Origin of the sequence: Arthrobacter jinronghuae, from assembly GCF_025244825.1 — a bacterium.
GTDB lineage: Bacteria > Actinomycetota > Actinomycetes > Actinomycetales > Micrococcaceae > Arthrobacter_B > Arthrobacter_B jinronghuae.
Genome location: NZ_CP104263.1, coordinates 856,857 through 873,054, shown reverse-complemented (window position 1 = coordinate 873,054; position 16,198 = coordinate 856,857). Strand labels below are relative to the sequence as shown.

At 65.8% G+C, this 16,198-nt stretch carries 16 protein-coding genes; 9 read left to right on the top strand and 7 right to left on the bottom strand.

What is annotated here, in order from left to right; translation table 11 throughout:
• Positions 1–7: 7 nt before the first annotated feature.
• Genes N2K98_RS04015 through N2K98_RS03985 form a run of 7 tightly spaced genes read left to right on the top strand, consistent with a single transcriptional unit; the run spans position 8 to position 5,337 of the window.
• Positions 8–310, top strand: a complete 303-nt coding sequence (locus N2K98_RS04015; protein ID WP_255798454.1) for an urease subunit gamma — start codon at positions 8–10, stop codon at positions 308–310.
• Positions 307–624, top strand: coding sequence for an urease subunit beta (locus N2K98_RS04010; protein ID WP_308219833.1), 318 nt, complete (start codon positions 307–309; stop codon positions 622–624). The genes N2K98_RS04015 and N2K98_RS04010 overlap by 4 nt, the downstream gene beginning before the upstream one ends.
• A 2-nt stretch (positions 625–626) precedes the next feature.
• Positions 627–2,333 (top strand): urease subunit alpha, encoded by a 1,707-nt coding sequence (locus tag N2K98_RS04005; protein WP_255866117.1) that lies wholly within the window; start codon positions 627–629, stop codon positions 2,331–2,333.
• Between the two features lie 8 nt (positions 2,334–2,341).
• Complete coding sequence (locus N2K98_RS04000; RefSeq protein WP_255866116.1) at positions 2,342–3,025, top strand: urease accessory protein UreF; 684 nt, start codon at positions 2,342–2,344, stop codon at positions 3,023–3,025.
• The gene (gene ureG / locus N2K98_RS03995; protein WP_255866115.1) at positions 3,018–3,773 is read left to right on the top strand and encodes an urease accessory protein UreG; all 756 of its coding nucleotides are present in this window, start codon (positions 3,018–3,020) and stop codon (positions 3,771–3,773) included. Before N2K98_RS04000 ends, ureG begins: the two co-directional genes overlap by 8 nt.
• Positions 3,745–4,596 (top strand): urease accessory protein UreD, encoded by an 852-nt coding sequence (locus N2K98_RS03990; protein ID WP_255866114.1) that lies wholly within the window; start codon positions 3,745–3,747, stop codon positions 4,594–4,596. The genes ureG and N2K98_RS03990 overlap by 29 nt, the downstream gene beginning before the upstream one ends.
• 18 nt (positions 4,597–4,614) lie before the next feature.
• Positions 4,615–5,337: an AAA family ATPase gene (locus tag N2K98_RS03985; RefSeq protein ID WP_255866113.1), complete on the top strand. Its 723-nt coding sequence runs from the start codon at positions 4,615–4,617 to the stop codon at positions 5,335–5,337.
• A gap of 44 nt (positions 5,338–5,381) precedes the next feature.
• On the opposite strand, the gene N2K98_RS03980 is transcribed toward N2K98_RS03985, so the two are convergent.
• Positions 5,382–6,479: a HoxN/HupN/NixA family nickel/cobalt transporter gene (locus N2K98_RS03980; protein WP_255866112.1), complete on the bottom strand. Its 1,098-nt coding sequence runs from the start codon at positions 6,477–6,479 to the stop codon at positions 5,382–5,384.
• A 108-nt stretch (positions 6,480–6,587) separates the two neighbouring features.
• Between N2K98_RS03980 and N2K98_RS03975 the strand changes: the two genes are divergently transcribed.
• Positions 6,588–7,238, top strand: coding sequence for an NADPH-dependent F420 reductase (locus N2K98_RS03975; protein WP_255866143.1), 651 nt, complete (start codon positions 6,588–6,590; stop codon positions 7,236–7,238).
• Between the two features lie 71 nt (positions 7,239–7,309).
• Here the strand turns inward: N2K98_RS03975 and N2K98_RS03970 are convergent, their stop codons facing one another.
• From N2K98_RS03970 to N2K98_RS03945, 6 genes are all read right to left on the bottom strand, one after another.
• Positions 7,310–8,326: a zinc-binding dehydrogenase gene (locus tag N2K98_RS03970; protein ID WP_255866110.1), complete on the bottom strand. Its 1,017-nt coding sequence runs from the start codon at positions 8,324–8,326 to the stop codon at positions 7,310–7,312.
• 132 nt (positions 8,327–8,458) lie between these two features.
• Positions 8,459–9,514: a zinc-dependent alcohol dehydrogenase family protein gene (locus tag N2K98_RS03965; protein WP_255866109.1), complete on the bottom strand. Its 1,056-nt coding sequence runs from the start codon at positions 9,512–9,514 to the stop codon at positions 8,459–8,461.
• Positions 9,515–9,662: 148 nt separating this feature from the next.
• Complete coding sequence (locus N2K98_RS03960; protein ID WP_255866108.1) at positions 9,663–10,076, bottom strand: YchJ family protein; 414 nt, start codon at positions 10,074–10,076, stop codon at positions 9,663–9,665.
• Positions 10,077–10,103: 27 nt separating this feature from the next.
• Entirely contained in the window at positions 10,104–11,540 is a 1,437-nt protein-coding gene (locus N2K98_RS03955; RefSeq protein WP_255866107.1) for a serine/threonine-protein kinase, read from the bottom strand.
• Between the two features lie 184 nt (positions 11,541–11,724).
• Positions 11,725–13,023, bottom strand: coding sequence for an Nramp family divalent metal transporter (locus N2K98_RS03950; RefSeq protein WP_255866106.1), 1,299 nt, complete (start codon positions 13,021–13,023; stop codon positions 11,725–11,727).
• A gap of 280 nt (positions 13,024–13,303) precedes the next feature.
• A complete protein-coding gene (locus N2K98_RS03945) occupies positions 13,304–13,507 on the bottom strand; it encodes a cold-shock protein (RefSeq protein ID WP_146362590.1) in 204 nt (67 codons plus the stop codon).
• Between the two features lie 206 nt (positions 13,508–13,713).
• On the opposite strand from N2K98_RS03945, the gene glsA reads away from it, so the two are divergent.
• Positions 13,714–15,528 carry a glutaminase A gene (glsA, locus tag N2K98_RS03940; RefSeq protein ID WP_255798442.1) on the top strand — a complete coding sequence of 605 codons (1,815 nt, stop codon included), beginning with the start codon at positions 13,714–13,716 and terminating at the stop codon, positions 15,526–15,528.
• Positions 15,529–16,198 lie beyond the last annotated feature (670 nt).

Sequence of the window (16,198 nt, the reverse complement as noted above, 5' to 3'; positions counted from 1 at the left end):
TCGGCGCATGTTCCTCACTCCCGCTGATAAGGACAAGCTGCTGCTCAGTGTTGCCGGCATGGTGGCACGCGACCGCAGGGAACGCGGCATCCGGCTCAACTATCCCGAGGCCGTGGCCCTGCTTTCCTGCTGGGTGATGGAACGGGCACGCGAGGGCGGGCTGGTTGCCGACCTGATGAGCGAGGGACGCTCGGTCCTGCGCCGCGACGAAGTGATGGAGGGGGTGCCGGAAATGCTTCCGGACCTGCAGATTGAAGCGACCTTTCCTGACGGCCGCAAACTGGTCACTATTACGGATCCGATCTCATGAGCATGGTTCCCGGCGAAATCCGTACCGCGCAGGGAGACGTGGAGATCAATGCCGGACGCGAGACCCGCCGCTTGGTGGTGACCAACGACGGCGACCGTCCGGTCCAGATCGGCTCCCACTTCCACTTCGCTGACGTGAATTCGGCGCTGCGCTTCGACCGGGATGCCGCCGTCGGCTTCCGGCTGGGCGTCCCGGCAGGTACGGCCGTCCGGTTTGAACCCGGCGCCTCCCGCGAGGTAACCCTCGTCCGGTTGGCTGGCAGCGGCAAGGTTCCCGGCCTTCAACTACGGGGTACCGCGACGGAAGGGGCCTGAACATGCGGATCAGCAGGGATGAATACGCCCACCTATACGGCCCCACCACGGGCGACTCGGTCCGGCTGGGCGATACCGATCTTTGGATCAGCCCGGAACAGGATTACACCTTCGGCGGGGATGAATCCGTCTTCGGAGGCGGCAAGAACATCCGGGAGTCCATGGCCCAGTCCACCCGTAGTTCCGCCGAGGGTGCGCCGGACCTGGTGATCACCAACGTCATCATCGTGGACCACTGGGGCATTGTGCGCGCCGACGTCGGCGTCCGGAACGGCCGGATAGCGGGCATCGGGAAGTCCGGCAACCCGGACATCATGGACGGAATCGATCCGGCGCTGGTCATCGGCCCCGGGACCGAGATCATTTCCGGCGAGCGCCGGATCCTCACTGCCGGCGGAATCGACACCCACGTCCACCTGCTGGGCACCGATGCCCTGCGGGAGGCGCTTGCCTCCGGCATCACGACCGTGGGCGGCGGCGGCACCGGTCCGGCCGAAGGGTCCAAGGCGACGACAGTGACGCCGGGCGCCTGGAACCTGCAGGTGATGCACCGGGCGCTGGACCACCTGCCGCTGAACTTCCTGCTCTACGGCAAGGGCAACACGGTCAGCCAGGCCGGGCTGGAAGAGCAGGCACTTGCCGGCGCCGCAGGCTACAAGGTCCACGAGGACTGGGGGTCGACGCCGGCCGCCATCGACGCCGCCTTGACCGCCGCGGACCGGTGGGGCGTGCAGGTGGCGCTGCACGCGGATTCACTGAACGAGGCCGGCTATGTGCAGAACACGCTGGACGCGATCAACGGCCGCGGCATCCATGTGTTCCACGCCGAGGGTGCCGGCGGCGGACATGCCCCGGACATCATCACGGTGGCTGCCGCTGCGAATGTCCTGCCGGCGTCAACCAACCCGACCCTCCCCTTCACGGTCAACACCGTGGCGGAGCATCTGGACATGCTGATGGTCTGCCATCACCTGAATCCGCGGATCCCCGAGGACCTGGCCTTTGCCGAGTCCCGGATCCGGGCCAACACCATGATGGCCGAGGACGTCCTCCAGGACCTCGGCGCCATGTCCATTACCTCTTCCGACGCCCAGGCCATGGGCCGCATCGGCGAAACGATCACCCGTACCTGGCAGGTGGCGCACGTTATGAAGGACTACATGGGCGCCACGGCGTCCCAGCTACCGGCCGACAATGAGCGGGTGCGCCGCTACATTGCCAAATACACCATCTGCCCTGCGGTGGCGCACGGCATCGACCATGAGGTCGGCTCCGTCGAGGTCGGCAAAATGGCGGACCTGGTGCTGTGGGATCCGGCGTTCTTCGGTATCCGTCCGACGCTGGTGATCAAGGGCGGAGCGATCGTGGCCGGCCAGATGGGTGACCCCAATGCCACCCTGCCCACGCCCCAGCCCGTCTGGATGCGGGAAGCACTGGCGGGAACGGCGTCGTCGGCACCGCATCTGTCCACCTCCTTTGTAGCGCCGGCAGCGCTCGACGACGGACTGGCGGACCGGCTCGGTCTGACCCGCACGCTGACCGCCATCCGTTCCACCCGGGACGTCACCAAGGCATCACTGCCGAATAACACGGCGCTGCCGGACATCCAGGTGAACCCGGAAACATTTATGGTCAGCATCGACGGGCAGGTCATCGAACCGGCTCCCGTATCCGAGCTGCCCCTGACCCAGCGCTACTCGCTGTTCTAGGGGGAACGATGCTGCTAGTTCCCGACGCCGGCGTTGCCGCTTTCCTGCTGGCCGATTCGCGGTTGCCCTCCGGAGCGTACTCGCACTCGGCGGGCCTGGAGCCGGCGGTCCTGGCCGGCCTGGACGTCGACGGCGTGTATCCCTACCTGCTCGCCCGGCTGCACACGGTGGTCCGGGTGGAAACCGCCGCTGCCGTGCTGGCACACAGGTCCGCCTGCGGCATAGCGGGCATCGGCTTTGCCCGGATCGAGGCTGCCCTCGACGCGCGGACACCCTCCGCTGCGCAGCGGGAGGCCTCGCGCCGTCTGGGCCGGGGCATGCTGCGCCTGGCCGGGAAGCTGAAACCGGACTCTCCCGCCGTCGTCGAGCTGCAGCGGACCGTTCCGCGCCCTACCCGTCCGGTGTCGCTGGGCGTCACCGCCGCCGCGCTCGGCGTCGGCGAGCTGCAGCTCGCCCGGCTCTGCTGCTACGACGATGCGCAGTCGGTGGTGGCGGCCGCCTTGAAGCTGCTGCCCATCGACCCGATGGATGCCACCGCCTGGATCCTGGACGCCGCCGAAGAGATTGACGCCGTCGCCGTGGAATCGCTGCTCGTCGGTGGCCTAGACGATATTCCTGCCCTCAGTGCCCCGTTGATGGAGCACTGGGCCGAAGACCACACCACTAGAACAAGGAGACTATTCGTTGCCTGACAATTCGTTCCCCGCCGCTGCCCCGTCCACCCGATCGCTGCGCCTGGGAGTTGCCGGTCCGGTCGGCACCGGCAAGAGCTCGTTGATTGCCACCATCTGCCGGGCCATGGCCGGTGAGCTGCAGATCGGCGTGATCACCAACGACATCTACACGGATGAGGATGCCCGGTTCCTCCGCTCCGCGGGCGTTCTCCCGGAAGAGCGTATCCGCGCAGTGGAAACCGGTGCCTGTCCCCACACCGCCATCCGCGATGACGTGACCACCAACCTGCTTGCCGTGGAGGACCTGGAATCGGACTTCGCGCCGCTGGACCTCGTCCTGGTCGAAAGCGGCGGCGACAACCTCACTGCCACCTTCTCCCCTGCCCTGGTGGACGCGCAGATCTTTGTCCTGGACGTCGCCGGCGGCGGCGATGTCGCCCGGAAGGGCGGACCGGGTATTGCCCGTGCCGATCTGCTGGTGATCAACAAAATCGATCTGGCCCCGTACGTGGAAGTCGACGTGGAACAGATGGTGGCGGACGCCGTCGCGGCCAGGGAAGGAGCTCCGGTGCTGGCCCTCTCCCGCAAGCAGCAGGACACCGTGGACGAACTCTGCGCCTGGGTCCGCGGGTTGGTGGCCCTGCACCGGTCCGGGCAGCACACGCCGCAGGATCCCGGGCCCATGGCTCCGCATTTCCATGCGGACGAAGACGGCGGGTTTATCCACACGCACGGGGATGAAGAAGCTGTCCGACACCAGCACTGAGCGGGTGCCTGCTTCCGCACCGGCCGGCGCACACCCCGGGCAGCGGCCTACCCGCATCGCAGTGGAACCCGCCGGCGAGGGAGCACGCTTCGCGCTCCTGGACCAGGGGCATTATCTGGCGCCCCGTCCGGTTGCCGGCGGATCGGGTTCCGGCGCGCGGCAGCTGCGGGTGGCGCTGATCGGAATCCACATGATGCTGCTCGGCGGAGATGATGTCCGGATTGAGGTGGCTGTGGGTCCGGGTGTCACGTTGGAGGTGGTCGAGCCGGCCGGCATGGTGGCTTACGACGCCGAGGGCAAGCAGTCCCGCTGGACGCTGGAGGCGGTGCTGGATGAGGGTGCGGTGCTGATCTGGGAGGGAGCGCCGTTTGTGGCTGCCGCCGGGTCCAACGTACTGCGCGAAACCCGTGTGAAGCTGGGCACCGGCGCACGGGTGTTGATCCGCGAAACGCTGGTCCTCGGCCGCTCCGGCGAGGAGGCCGGGCCGCTGCGCAGCATCACCCGGTTGACCGGTCCGGACACGGACTACCTGTACGAAGACCTTGATCTGCGCGGACCGCGCCGACGCGCCGTCGGCGTCCTGGGCTCCGCCAAGGTGCTCTCCAGTGCGACGGCGGCGGGTTGGCGGCCGCCGTCGCTGCGTCCGACCGGCGGCGCCAGGCCAGGTGACGGCGGTGCGCGGCGGCTGGAGTTTGCGGCGGAGGGGGCAGCGATTCGGGCACTTGCCGGTACGGCACATGAAGCCGCACGGGAAACCGACCCCGTCTACCGGTCTTGGAAGGACGGGTTGCTGGGTGAACCTGACCCGATCCTTCAAGCCTGAACATGGCACACTCTGCGTATGTTCTCGGACCGATTCCCCATCCGCCAGGTTCGGGAGCATCCCTTGGAACCTCTGGACCGGCAGAAGTGGCCTGCAACCCTGCCTCCTGTGGCCCAGTTGCTGGATGGAGGGCTTGACCTTGCCCCCGCCACGGTCTTCGTGGGCGAAAACGGTTCCGGCAAGTCCACGCTGATCGAATCGGTGGCACTGGCCTTTGGCCTGTCCCCCGAAGGCGGTTCCACCGGCGCCCGTCACACTACCCGCAGCACCGAATCGGAGCTCAGCGGCCACCTGCAGCTGGTGCGTAATCCCGGCGCGACAAAGCGGGGCTATTTCCTGCGGGCCGAGACGATGCACGGATTTTTTACCTACTTGGAGCAGAACCCCTCCACGGCCCGCCTGGATGTGGAGTTCCATTCCCTCTCGCACGGGGAATCCTTTCTGGCCCTGGCATCGGACAGGTTCCGCGGACCGGGGCTGTGGGTCCTGGACGAACCCGAATCCGCGTTGTCCTTCTCCGGTTGCCTGGCCCTGTTGGGTGTCCTCAAGGACAAGCTCGCAGACGGCAAATCACAGGTCCTGCTCTCCACCCACTCACCGCTTCTCGCCGCGCTTCCGGGAGCCCGGATCCTCGAGCTGGGTCCGTGGGGATTCCGGGAGCGCCAGTGGGACGAACTGGATCTGGTGACCAATTGGAAGAGTTTCCTCGACGGCCCGGAACGCTACCTGCGCCGGCTGTAACGCTCAGGAGGGCCCCCAGTAGTCAGGTATTTCCACGGGCGGAATCAGGCCCTCTCAGAAATACTCAGCCGATCCCCCGAGACCCGCCGCAATGCGTAGGCGATTCCCCAGACGCCAACAAACAGACCCACCACTCCGAAACCGAAATACTCCAGGTCCAGGTTCCCCAGCCACGCGACCGGCCCCGATTCCAGCGCCAGCGTCTCGGTGAACAGTCCGCCAAGCACCACAGCGCCGACACCGAAGGCAGCCAGCACCGAAACGACCGTAATGACCAGGTTGTAGAACAGTTTGCGTTGTGGAGAGTCGAAGGCCCACCGGTAGACCCGGCTCATGAGGATCCCGTCCAACGAATCGAAAAGGACCATGCCCGCGGTGAACAGCAGCGGCAGCACCATCACCGCCTGCCACGGCAGGACGACGACGGCACCGCCCGCCACCACAAACAGGCCGATGGTGGTGGCGGTGTCCAGTCCGAGCCCGAACAGGAAGCCGAGTGGATACAGCTTCCAGGCCTTATCCACGCGGCGTGCCAGCGGAGCCAGCATCCGGGCAACCAATCCGCGCTGATCCAGCGTCCGCTCCAGCTCGACGTCGTTGTACCTCCCGGCCCGCAGTTTCCGGTACGCCCGGACAATGCCGCGCAGGGCAAGCAGGTTGATGGCACCGATTGCCAGTAGGAAGGTCCCGGAAACAGCCGGCCCCCACACCCCGGAAAACTGTCGAAGCACCGAAGCGTCGTCGGTGAGCTGCCCGGCGACTACATTCACGCCGGCCGCGAGCAGCCCGACGGCGAGCAGCACAACGGTTGAATGGCCCAGGGCAAACCAGAAACCCGTCGAGACCGGCGGGTTGCCGCCGGCAGCCAGTTTTCGGCTCGTGTTATCGATCGCCGCGATGTGGTCCGCATCGAACGCATGCCGTACGCCCAGCAGGTAGGCGGTCAGGGCAAGTCCGGCGCCGAACCCTGATCCCGCAGCCGTGGTGTATCCGTGCGGTGCGACCGCCAGCAGGAAACCGCCCCACCCCAGCAGGTGGAGGGCGAGGACGGCGAGCCCCATCCACACCAGTGTCCGACGACGGCGGGGGTCCTGCGGGGCGGCTGGACCAGGCAGGGCAATGGGACGGGAGGGTGCAGTCATGGGCCGATCGTAGGGAACTTAGATTTCCGCGACGTAACAGCAGGGCCGGAATATTTGGCAGCCTCCACGGTTATGCCCTTTATGAGCACACTGGAGAGCACACCTCGTATTCGGACCATCGGCTTTATCGGCAGCGGGAACATCGGGTCGCAGTTGGCTCGCCTGGCAGTGAAGCAGGGGTACGACGTCGTCCTCAGTAACTCACGGGACCCCGAGACCCTCCAGGTACTCATCATGGAATTGGGCGAGCATGCCCGTGCGGCCACCCCGGCCGAAGCCGCGAAAGCCTCAGACCTAGTGGTGGTGAGCATCCCGTTGAAGAACTACGCGGACGTGCCGGTGGAGGAACTGCGCGGCAAGACCGTCATCGACACCATGAACTACTACCCGCAGCGCGACGGGAACATTGCCGAGCTTGACGACGAGTCCAGCACTACCAGCGAACTGCTGCAGAACCACCTTCCCGATTCGCACGTGGTGAAGGCGTTCAACAACATCATTGCGGACCATCTGACCAGCCAGGCCGCACCCGCCGGAACGCCGAACCGCCGCGCGCTGCCGATTGCCGGCAACGACGCGGCGTCCAAGGAACTGGTCACGTCCCTGATAAACGAATTCGGGTTCGACGTCGTCAACGCCGGCCAGCTGGCCGAGGGCTGGCGCTGGCAGCGGGACACCCCCGCCTACGTGAAAGCGCTGGATACCAAGGGGCTGGAACAGGCCCTTGCGGACGCCGTCCGCTACGCTGACATGCCGTAACGGCGCACGTAGAAGGACAGCAGGAGCTCCCCGCCGCGGCGGGGAGCTCCTGCTGTTTACGGCCGGGGACGCTACGGGATCAGCACCAGGCGGATCGGGTTGCCTTCCTTCGCGTCGAGCGCCTTGACCGCCTGCTCGGCGTCGGCCAGGGGAATGCGTGCGCTGACGGATTTGGCGAAGTCGAGCCGGCCCAGCCGGGCCAGGGACACGAGCTGCGGCACATGGTGGGCGTCCGAGCCGTAATGGCCGCGGATCTGCTTGCGTGCGTAGGAGAAGCCGGTGCTGTCGTTGATGGTCATCGGCTTGCCGGACAGGCCCACGAGCACAAGACGTCCGCTCCGGCCCAGGCAGTTGATGGCCTGGGTTCGGACGGCGTCGACACCGGCGAAGTCCAGGGCGACGTCGAGCCCCTGGCCGGCGGTGGCGGCCTTCATCGCGTCCGGGAAATCCTCCGCCATCGGATCGAGGGCCAGATCCGCACCGAATTCCAGGGCACGCTCCCGGGCCTCGGGGATGGGATCAACGGCAATGATGGGCGCGGCACCAATCAGGCGCAGCAGCTGGACACCGTGGGCACCGAGCCCGCCGATGCCCCAGACGCCCACTGCTTCACCGGCGCGCACTTCAGCTGTGGAGGCAATGGCAGCCCAGGGAGTGGACACGGCGTCCGGAATGATGGACGCCTGGTCGAAGGGAATGTCATCCCCCAGCGGTACCAGCACACCGGCGGGAACCACGAGGTACTCGGCCCAGCCGCCGTCGAAATCAACACCCATGGTCAGCGTGACGCCGTTGTACTCGTACCCGGCCTGCACCACCACCCGGTCGCCGGGAGCCACGGAGGTGACTCCTGTTCCGGGAAGGTCCACGGTGCCGGCCACCTCGTGGCCGAGGGTGACCTCGTTGCCCTCGAGGAACTGCGGGCGCAGCATGCCCTGAATCAGGTGGACGTCGGACAGGCACACGCCCGCAGCTCCGACCTTGATACGGACAAAGCCCGGACCGGGATCGGGAATCGGAACTTCCTTCATGGCGAACGTGCCGGTCTCAACGTTGAGCCGTCCTGCAATCATGGTGCCGTTAGACATGGAAAACCTCTTCTGAACTCAGAACTGCGGGGGCAGACGCGGCCGCAGTTCTCATTATCTGCCCGTGCCGCCGCTGCACACAAAGGCGGCAGCCGGAACCGGCTGCCGCCCTCCTGCCCGCAGAAGAACCGTTCAGGCCTGCAGGATCACCTTGAGCGCGTTCGTTTCGGCGGCGCGGGAGAAGGTGTCGTAAGCCGTGAGGATGTCGGCCAGCGAATAGCGGTGGCTGATGAACTCCTCGGCCGGTAGCTTCCCCTCGGCAATCAGTTTCAGGAGCATGGACAGGGTATTCGTGTTGACCAGGCCCATGCTGATGTTGATGTTCTCGATCCACAGCCGGTCCAGCTCCAGGCTCACGGGCGTCCCATGCACCCCCACGTTGGCCACGTTGCCGCCGGGCCGGACGATACTGGTGCACATCTCGAACGTGGCAGGGATACCCACGGCCTCCACCGCGACGTCCACGCCCCAGCCGTCCGTCAGGTCCATGATCTGTTCCCGCCAGTTCTCATCCCCGGAGTTCACGCCGTGGGTGGCACCGAATTTTCGGGCCTGCTCCACCCGGTTGGCGTCCAGGTCCACGGCGATGATTTTCGCGGCACCGTACAGTCCCGAGGTCGCAATCACGGCCAGCCCCACGGGGCCTGCGCCGATCACGGCGACGACGTCGCCGGGCTGGACCTGCCCGTACTGCACACCCATTTCAAACCCGGTGGGGAAGATGTCGCTGAGCAGGACACCATGCTCCTGGGAGACGTTCTCCGGCAGCCGGTACATGGACGTGTCCGCGTAAGGCACACGGACGTACTCGGCCTGCGTCCCGTCGATCAGGTGTCCGAAGATCCAGCCGATACCGGACTGCCCTTCCTCTCCGGTGCAGTGCGAATAGAGCCCGTCCTTGCAGAAACTGCAGGAACCGTCCGCCGATACACAGGACAGGATCACTTTGTCGCCGGTCTTGAAGGCATTCACGCCGGAGCCGGTCTCCGTAACGGTGCCAACCCCCTCATGGCCAAGGATCCGGCCCGGCGTAACTGCCGGAACGTCGCCTTTGAGGATATGCAGGTCGGTGCCGCAGATGGTGGTGGTATCTATCTTGACGATGGCATCCCGCGGGTCGTGGATCTGAGGGTCGGGAACGTCCTTCCAGGACTTCTGGCCGGGGCCTTCGTAAACGAGTGCTTTCATAGTGTCCTCGCCTGCTCATCCGACTTACATGCAGGACCTCTGATGCGCCTGCGTTTCGGGAGCTTCCCTGAGCGGGCCTGTTTCGGGGCCGCCGTCGGATGCTTTCAAGCCTAGGTCCCGCCCGTGGCTGTCCGGAAGGAGCGGCGGGCTATCGGCCCTCCACATAGAGCCATTGGCCCCGTTCACGAACAAAGCTGCTTCTTTCCTGCTGTGTACCGCGCTGGCCGTCCTGCCGGTAGTGGGCAAGGAACTCAACCGTGCCGGTGTTGTCCAGGGGGCCGCCGCCGGAGGTGGAAAGGATATCCAGCCGCCGCCATTCGATCCCTGCGTCCAGCTCGAGGTTCGCGGGACGGTGGTCCGGATGCCACGTGGCCAGCAGGTAGGGGACGTTACCGGTGGCGAAGGCGCTGTACCGCGAGCGCATCAGCGCCTCCGCGGTGGGGGCGGTGGCGGCTCCGGAGTGGAAGCGTCCGCAGCAGTTCCCGTAGGTTTCCCCGCTGAGGCAGGGGCACCGGCTTTCGTCGGTGACAGCGGTGGACGGGACGGGTGTAGAGGTACTCATCGTTCCAGTATCCCGCGGCTGGTCGGGCTACGGTCCGAAGTTGTCCTGCAGCCGCTCCAGGTTCTGCCCGATCTCCCCCGGAATGACGCCTCCGTCCGGCAGCGCCCCCACCCGCCCGAGCATCAGGACCACCGCTGCCGTCAGCACGGCCATCACCAGGACGGCAAGCAGGGCTCGTCCGGCGAAGGAGGGCCGCGGGTCGGCGAGCACCTGCACGCGCGGCGTCGGCTCGGATAACTGCCTTGCGGCTACCGTCCCTACAGTGGGCGGGGCACTCGGCGGAGACGTAATCTGCCCCGACAGGGCAGGCAGATCCGTGGGCGGAGGAACCGAGGGCAGCGGCGCCGACGGATGCCTGCCCAGGGCCTGGCCGCCGCCGGTTCCGTCATCTTCTCCCGGGGCGACGACGACGCCGGCTCCCCCGGTTTCGTCGTCTATGCCGGAGACGGCATCCGCCTGCGTGGGCGGTCCACCCCACGGGTCCCACGCCGGATCGGCAGGAGCACGGTCAGCGGTCCCCGGAGGCCCGGCTGGTGCGGACGGTCGGGACGGTCCGGCGGCCAACTGCGGGACTCGTCCCGGCTGCACCGTCCCTTCCGCCCACCGGTAGTCCAGCAGGGTCGCAGAGACTTCAGCTGCCGTCGGCCTCAGGTCCGGGTCCCGGCTGGTCATCGCGGACAGCAGGCCGCGCCAATGGCTTTCCAGCGAGTCGGGAATCTCGGGGTCACGGCTGAGGCGGGCGACCGCTGCCTCGATAGCACTGCCGTTGAACTCCACCCGTCCCGTGACGGATTCCAACAGCACCAGGCCAAGGGAGTAAATATCACTTGCTGCCTCTGCCCCGAGTCCGGAAGCCTGCTCCGGGCTGAGGTAGTTGGCGGTGCCGAGGGTGGCACCGGCAGCAGTGATCCGGGCGCCTCCCAGGATCCGGGCGATACCGAAATCCGTCAGCTTGGCCCGCGGCGATGTCCCCGCGACAACCGGCGGCAGCAGGATATTTGCCGGCTTTACGTCGCGGTGAACCACCCCCCTGTCATGGATGTAGGCCAGGGCTCCTGCCAGTTCGGCCCCGATGGAGGGGACATCCGCAGACTGGACGGCGCCCTCGCGCAGGCGCTTGCGCAGGTCCGGACCGTCCACCAGCTCCATGACCAGATAGGTCCGTGGCTCTTCCGCCTTGACGTCGGCGCCGTCGGCAGGACCGGCGTCGTCCTTGCCCGCATCGAACAGGGTGACCAGGCCCGGATGCGAAAGTGAAGCGAGGAGGCGCATCTCGTTATCCTGCCGCCCGATGTCGTCCGGAGCCACGGCACTGGCACGGAAGACCTTAACCGCAATGTCGCGGCCGAGCGCTTCATCCTGGCCTCGATAGACGGTGGCCATGCCACCGCATCCAATGGGTTCGATGAGTCGGTATCGGCCTGCAATGAGCCTGTCGAGGCCACCCGTTGCGCTGGTTTCCATCCTGCAACCTTCTCTCGCCGCTAATAGCGTAGCTGAGCAGAATCGCTGCGTAGATGGCCCGTAACCACTTTTCTTTTACTCTGTTTTACCCCTCGTGGAAGCCCGTCTGCTGCGCTAAACTAGCCCGCCGCCGAAGGCCGGCGGCGGGCTGGTCTGCGGGAGCTTCCCGGGTGTTTCAGTGCCGCTACAGCACCTTGGCGATGTTGTCCCACAGCTGCTGGATGCCCAGCGCAATGAACAGCAGTGCGGTGAAACCGAGGGCAAGGTTGGTATGGAGTTTGTTGGCCCATTGCTTGGGGATGCGGCGGCCGTTGAGCAGGCCGAGCAGGGTCACCGCAAGGAAGGGCATGAACAACGAACCCAGCACACCGTAGACCAGGATCAGGCCGATGGGTTGTCCGAGCTGGAACAGGATCATCGGCGGGAAGGTCAGCCACAGGACGTAGAAGCGGAAGTACTTTCCGCCGATACGGGTGTCGGGGTGGCCGGATTCCTTGCCGCGGATGTTCCCCCAGAAGTCGGCGAACATCAGCGAGACGCCGTTCCACACCCCGATGATCGAGGAGAAGGACGCGGCCCAGAACCCGATCAGGAACCCGGTGCCGACCACGTCTCCGTATTCCACCTTCAGCACGTCATACAGGTCCAGCAGGCCGGCGTCGCCGCTGGAAAGGGACACTCCTGCGGAGCGGACCACTTCGGCGCCGACAATGAGCATTGCCACCACGAAAATGCCCGTCATCACGTAAGCCATCGAATTGTCGATGCGCATGACCCGCATCCACTTGGGGGTGTACCAGCCCTTTTCCCGCAGCCAATACCCGTAGGCGGCGAGGGTGATGGTTCCGCCCACACCTCCGGCCAGGGCCAGTGTGTAGAAGACGCCGCCCTCGGGGATCATGGGCACCAGCCCGGCGAACATTGCCGGAATGTTCGGCACGGCAATCACGGCCAGCCCCACCACCGTAATAAACATCAGCCCGACCAGCACTGCGGTGATTTTCTCGAAGGTGGCGTATCGGCCGAACCAGACCATCACGAAACCGGCGAGGCCCATCAGGACCGCCCACGCCGTCAACGGGAGCACCGGGAAAACGGCGGCCAGCGGCAAGGCGGCGGAAGACATGGCCGTGGCTCCGTAAATGAAACCCCAGATCATGATGTACGGGCCGAAGTACCAGGTGGTCCATTTACCCAGGGACCGCCAACCCTCGAAGATGGTCAGGCCGGTCGCAAGGGTGAAGCGGCCGGCGCCCTCCACCAGGATGATTTTCAGGATGACGCCAAGGATCACTGCCCAGAGCAGCGCATACCCGTAGCGGGACCCGGCAACGAGGGTGGCCACCATGTCGGCTGCGCCGACGCCGGTTGCCGCCACGACCAGCCCGGGACCGACGACCTTCCATTTGGCGGGGGCGCCGCCGTCGTCGTCCACCGCGTCGGAGTGGTTTAAGGGCCTCTTGGGAGGGGTGTCAGCAGACATGCTTAGTTCCTAACCGTGGGGTGCGTGTGGCCGGAGCTTAGCCTGTGCTGCACGTCACTTCCGGCCAGGTAATCTTCGCATCCAGGCAGGCGCAAGCGGAATTCCGCGAGTCATCATGAGTTAGATTGCTCACCTGTGCCGACGCACCCATTACAACGCCCGGGTGGCTCCGGGCGGCCGCACCGGAAAAGAATCCGGCGGGCAAAACAAAAGCAGGACGGGAATAAATCCCGTCCTGCTCCTGATTCCAGCCGGCCCGTGAAACGGACCTAATGTCTATTTAGACAGCCTGGATGTTAACCGCCTGCGGACCCTTGGGGCCCTGCTCGGTGTCGAAAGTGACCTTCTGGTTCTCTTCGAGAGACCGGTAGCCACTGGAGTTGATAGCGGAGTAGTGGGCGAAAACATCGGCGCTGCCGTCATCGGGCTCGATGAATCCGAAGCCCTTTTCAGCGTTGAACCATTTCACGGTACCTGTTGCCATTTTTAATCATCCTTCTGAACGAAACCTGCCCCGACCTTCGGGGAGTTTCACGCTGCCGTGCCTTCCATGCAAAATACAGAAAAAGCGGCTGGCCCTAGATCTGGGTTTCGCCGCTTGAACGTACAAATTGCACAACACTGCAACAACAAAAGTATACCGCGCACCTCGTGGAGAGTCACCCCTCCGCAAGCCCCTAGGCTTGAAGTATGGACTCCCCGATCGAGAACTACCTGCGCAGGATCCACGCCGAGATCGCCGGTTTGAAAGACGGCACCCCGTACCGCGGCATACCGGCCATGGCCAATGTCGACCCGGATTGCTTCGGGATAGCTCTGGCCACCGCTGACGGCTTTGTCTATGAGGTTGGGGATACGCGCGAAGAGTTCAGTATCCAGTCCATCTCCAAGCCCTTCACCTACGCCCTGGCCCTCGCCGATCTGGGCATGGAAGCGGTGGACGAAAAGGTGGACGTGGAACCGTCCGGAGACTCCTTCAACGAAATCTCCCTTGCCGAAGGTACCGGCCGCCCGGCCAACGCCATGATCAATGCCGGTGCCCTGACCGCCACCTCCCTGGTCAAGGGATCCGGCGGCAGGTCCCGGTTCAAGCGCATCCTGGATACCTACTCGGCCTTCGCCGGCCGTGACCTCGACGTGAGCCAGCGGATTTACGCGTCCGAGCTGAGGTCCGGCCACCGCAACACTGCGTTGGCCTATCTGCTGCGTTCCTTCGGGATCATCGAGTCCGATCCCGCCCCGATCATCAAGGATTACTTCCGGCAGTGCTCGGTCATGGTCAACACCCGGGACCTCGCCCTGATGGCCGCCACCCTGGCTAACAGCGGCCGCCATCCCCTCTCCGGAGAAGAAGTCCTGGACCTGGCCTCGGTGGAACGCGTCCTTTCGGTGATGACCACCTGCGGCATGTACGACGACGCCGGATCCTGGATCAGCAGCGTGGGCATGCCCGCAAAGTCCGGGGTGGCCGGCGGCATCCTTGCCGTCCTGCCCGGCCAGGTGGGTTTGGCCGTCTACTCCCCTCCCCTGGACGCCCACGGCAACAGCGTGCGCGGGGTAGCGGTCAGCCAGCGGCTCTCCCATGACCTTGGCCTCCACTTTGTCCGGGCTGCACGCACCGGCCGATCCGCCATCCGGGCCATCTATGACATCACCTCCACCCCCTCCGGCATCCGGCGCACGGACGAGGCTGCGGAGATCCTGGCCGAGCACGGCCATCGGGTACAGGTCATCGAGCTTAACGGCGACCTGCTTTTCGCCGGCGCCGAGTCCATGGTGCGGGCCCTCACCGAACTGCCCGACGACGTCGAACTCGTGGTTGCCGATCTGCGCAGCGTGGACGAAGTGTCCGACGTCGCGATCCGGCTGATTGCCGAGGCGGAAGACATGCTCCGCCGTGCCGGCCGTGAACTGGCCCTGGTGGACATCGAGGGTTCGGTCACGGCAGCCCTGCAGGAACTGGGCCGGAAAACCGAATCCTTCGCGATGCGTTCCGCGGCCATCGAGTGGTGCGAGAACAGGCTGCTGGAAGGCTACGGCACCGAGCTTGTCCTGCCGGACAGCATCGACCCCGCCGATTCCCCCGCCTTCAGCCCGCTGGACCCCGAAGAGGCGCAGCTGCTGCAGAAGATGATGGAAGACCGCACGTACGACGACGGCGACGTGGTCCGCCGCGTGGGTCAACGCTTCGGGGGTGTCTTCTTCATCGTCTCCGGGCACATCACCACGTCCATGCCCGGTCCGGACGGCAGCAGGGTCAAACTCGCCACACTGGGTCCGGGCATGACCTTCGGAGAAATGGCGATGGGCGAGGACAAACGCCAGGAAACCACCGTCAAGGCGGCGGGACCGGTGAAGGTCAAGGTGCTGACTGCCGACTCGATCGACGAGCTGGCGGAAAGGGATCCGGTGCTGAGCATGAACCTGTGGAAAGCCCTGACCCAGGACGCGTACAGCCGGGTGGAACAGTACCTGCGTGAGGCGGCGGTCCGGATTCACGACTGAGGGAGCTGCTCCGGCACCCGGTCCCGTTCCGGCGCCTCCCGCTCCGGCACCTCCCGCTCCGGCGCCTCCCGCTCCGGCGCCTCCCGCTCCGGCGCCTCCCGCTCCGGCGCCCGGAACGGCGGCAACGAAATTCCTTGCTCGCAGAGCTCGCAAAGAATATTAAAGCCGCCTAACCCGGGCGCCTGCACGGGAAGGGGAGGGCTCGAACCCGGGCGCCTGGACAGGAGGGTGGCTCGAACCCAGGCGCCTGCACGGGGTCCCACGGTGCCGGATCCCTGCGCTTTGTCCAGATCCCTGCAGTTTGTGGCAATCCCTGCGCTGCGCAGTGCAGGGATCCGGACAAACTGCAGGGAAACGCTGCCGCCGGATTAGCAGACACCGGCAGACCACAGGCACGGCACCGGGCCCCTGCACGGGAGCTGTAACCCCGCTCCTTCGAACCCCAGCCGGGCGCCTGCACGGGGTCCCACGGTTCCGGATCCCTGCGCTTTGTCCGGATCCCTGCAGTTTGTGGCAATCCCTGCGCTGCGCAGTGCAGGGAACCGGACAAACTGCAGGGAAACGCTGCCGCCGGATTAGCAGACATCGGCAGACCACAGGCACGGCACCGGGCCCCTGCACGGGAGCTGTGACCCCGCTCCTTCGAACCCAGCCGGGCGCCTGCACGGGG

Excerpts from the sequence above, each read along its gene's own strand:
- N2K98_RS04015 (WP_255798454.1), top strand. The coding sequence starts at position 8 with ATGTTCCTCACTCCCGCTGATAAGGACAAGCTGCTGCTCAGTGTTGCC.
- N2K98_RS04010 (WP_308219833.1), top strand. The coding sequence starts at position 307 with ATGAGCATGGTTCCCGGCGAAATCCGTACCGCGCAGGGAGACGTGGAG.
- N2K98_RS04005 (WP_255866117.1), top strand. The coding sequence starts at position 627 with ATGCGGATCAGCAGGGATGAATACGCCCACCTATACGGCCCCACCACG.
- N2K98_RS04000 (WP_255866116.1), top strand. The coding sequence starts at position 2,342 with ATGCTGCTAGTTCCCGACGCCGGCGTTGCCGCTTTCCTGCTGGCCGAT.
- N2K98_RS03990 (WP_255866114.1), top strand. The coding sequence starts at position 3,745 with ATGAAGAAGCTGTCCGACACCAGCACTGAGCGGGTGCCTGCTTCCGCA.
- N2K98_RS03985 (WP_255866113.1), top strand. The coding sequence starts at position 4,615 with ATGTTCTCGGACCGATTCCCCATCCGCCAGGTTCGGGAGCATCCCTTG.
- N2K98_RS03980 (WP_255866112.1), bottom strand. The coding sequence starts at position 6,479 with ATGACTGCACCCTCCCGTCCCATTGCCCTGCCTGGTCCAGCCGCCCCG.
- N2K98_RS03970 (WP_255866110.1), bottom strand. The coding sequence starts at position 8,326 with ATGTCTAACGGCACCATGATTGCAGGACGGCTCAACGTTGAGACCGGC.
- N2K98_RS03965 (WP_255866109.1), bottom strand. The coding sequence starts at position 9,514 with ATGAAAGCACTCGTTTACGAAGGCCCCGGCCAGAAGTCCTGGAAGGAC.
- N2K98_RS03960 (WP_255866108.1), bottom strand. The coding sequence starts at position 10,076 with ATGAGTACCTCTACACCCGTCCCGTCCACCGCTGTCACCGACGAAAGC.
- N2K98_RS03955 (WP_255866107.1), bottom strand. The coding sequence starts at position 11,540 with ATGGAAACCAGCGCAACGGGTGGCCTCGACAGGCTCATTGCAGGCCGA.
- N2K98_RS03950 (WP_255866106.1), bottom strand. The coding sequence starts at position 13,023 with ATGTCTGCTGACACCCCTCCCAAGAGGCCCTTAAACCACTCCGACGCG.
- N2K98_RS03945 (WP_146362590.1), bottom strand. The coding sequence starts at position 13,507 with ATGGCAACAGGTACCGTGAAATGGTTCAACGCTGAAAAGGGCTTCGGA.
- glsA (WP_255798442.1), top strand. The coding sequence starts at position 13,714 with ATGGACTCCCCGATCGAGAACTACCTGCGCAGGATCCACGCCGAGATC.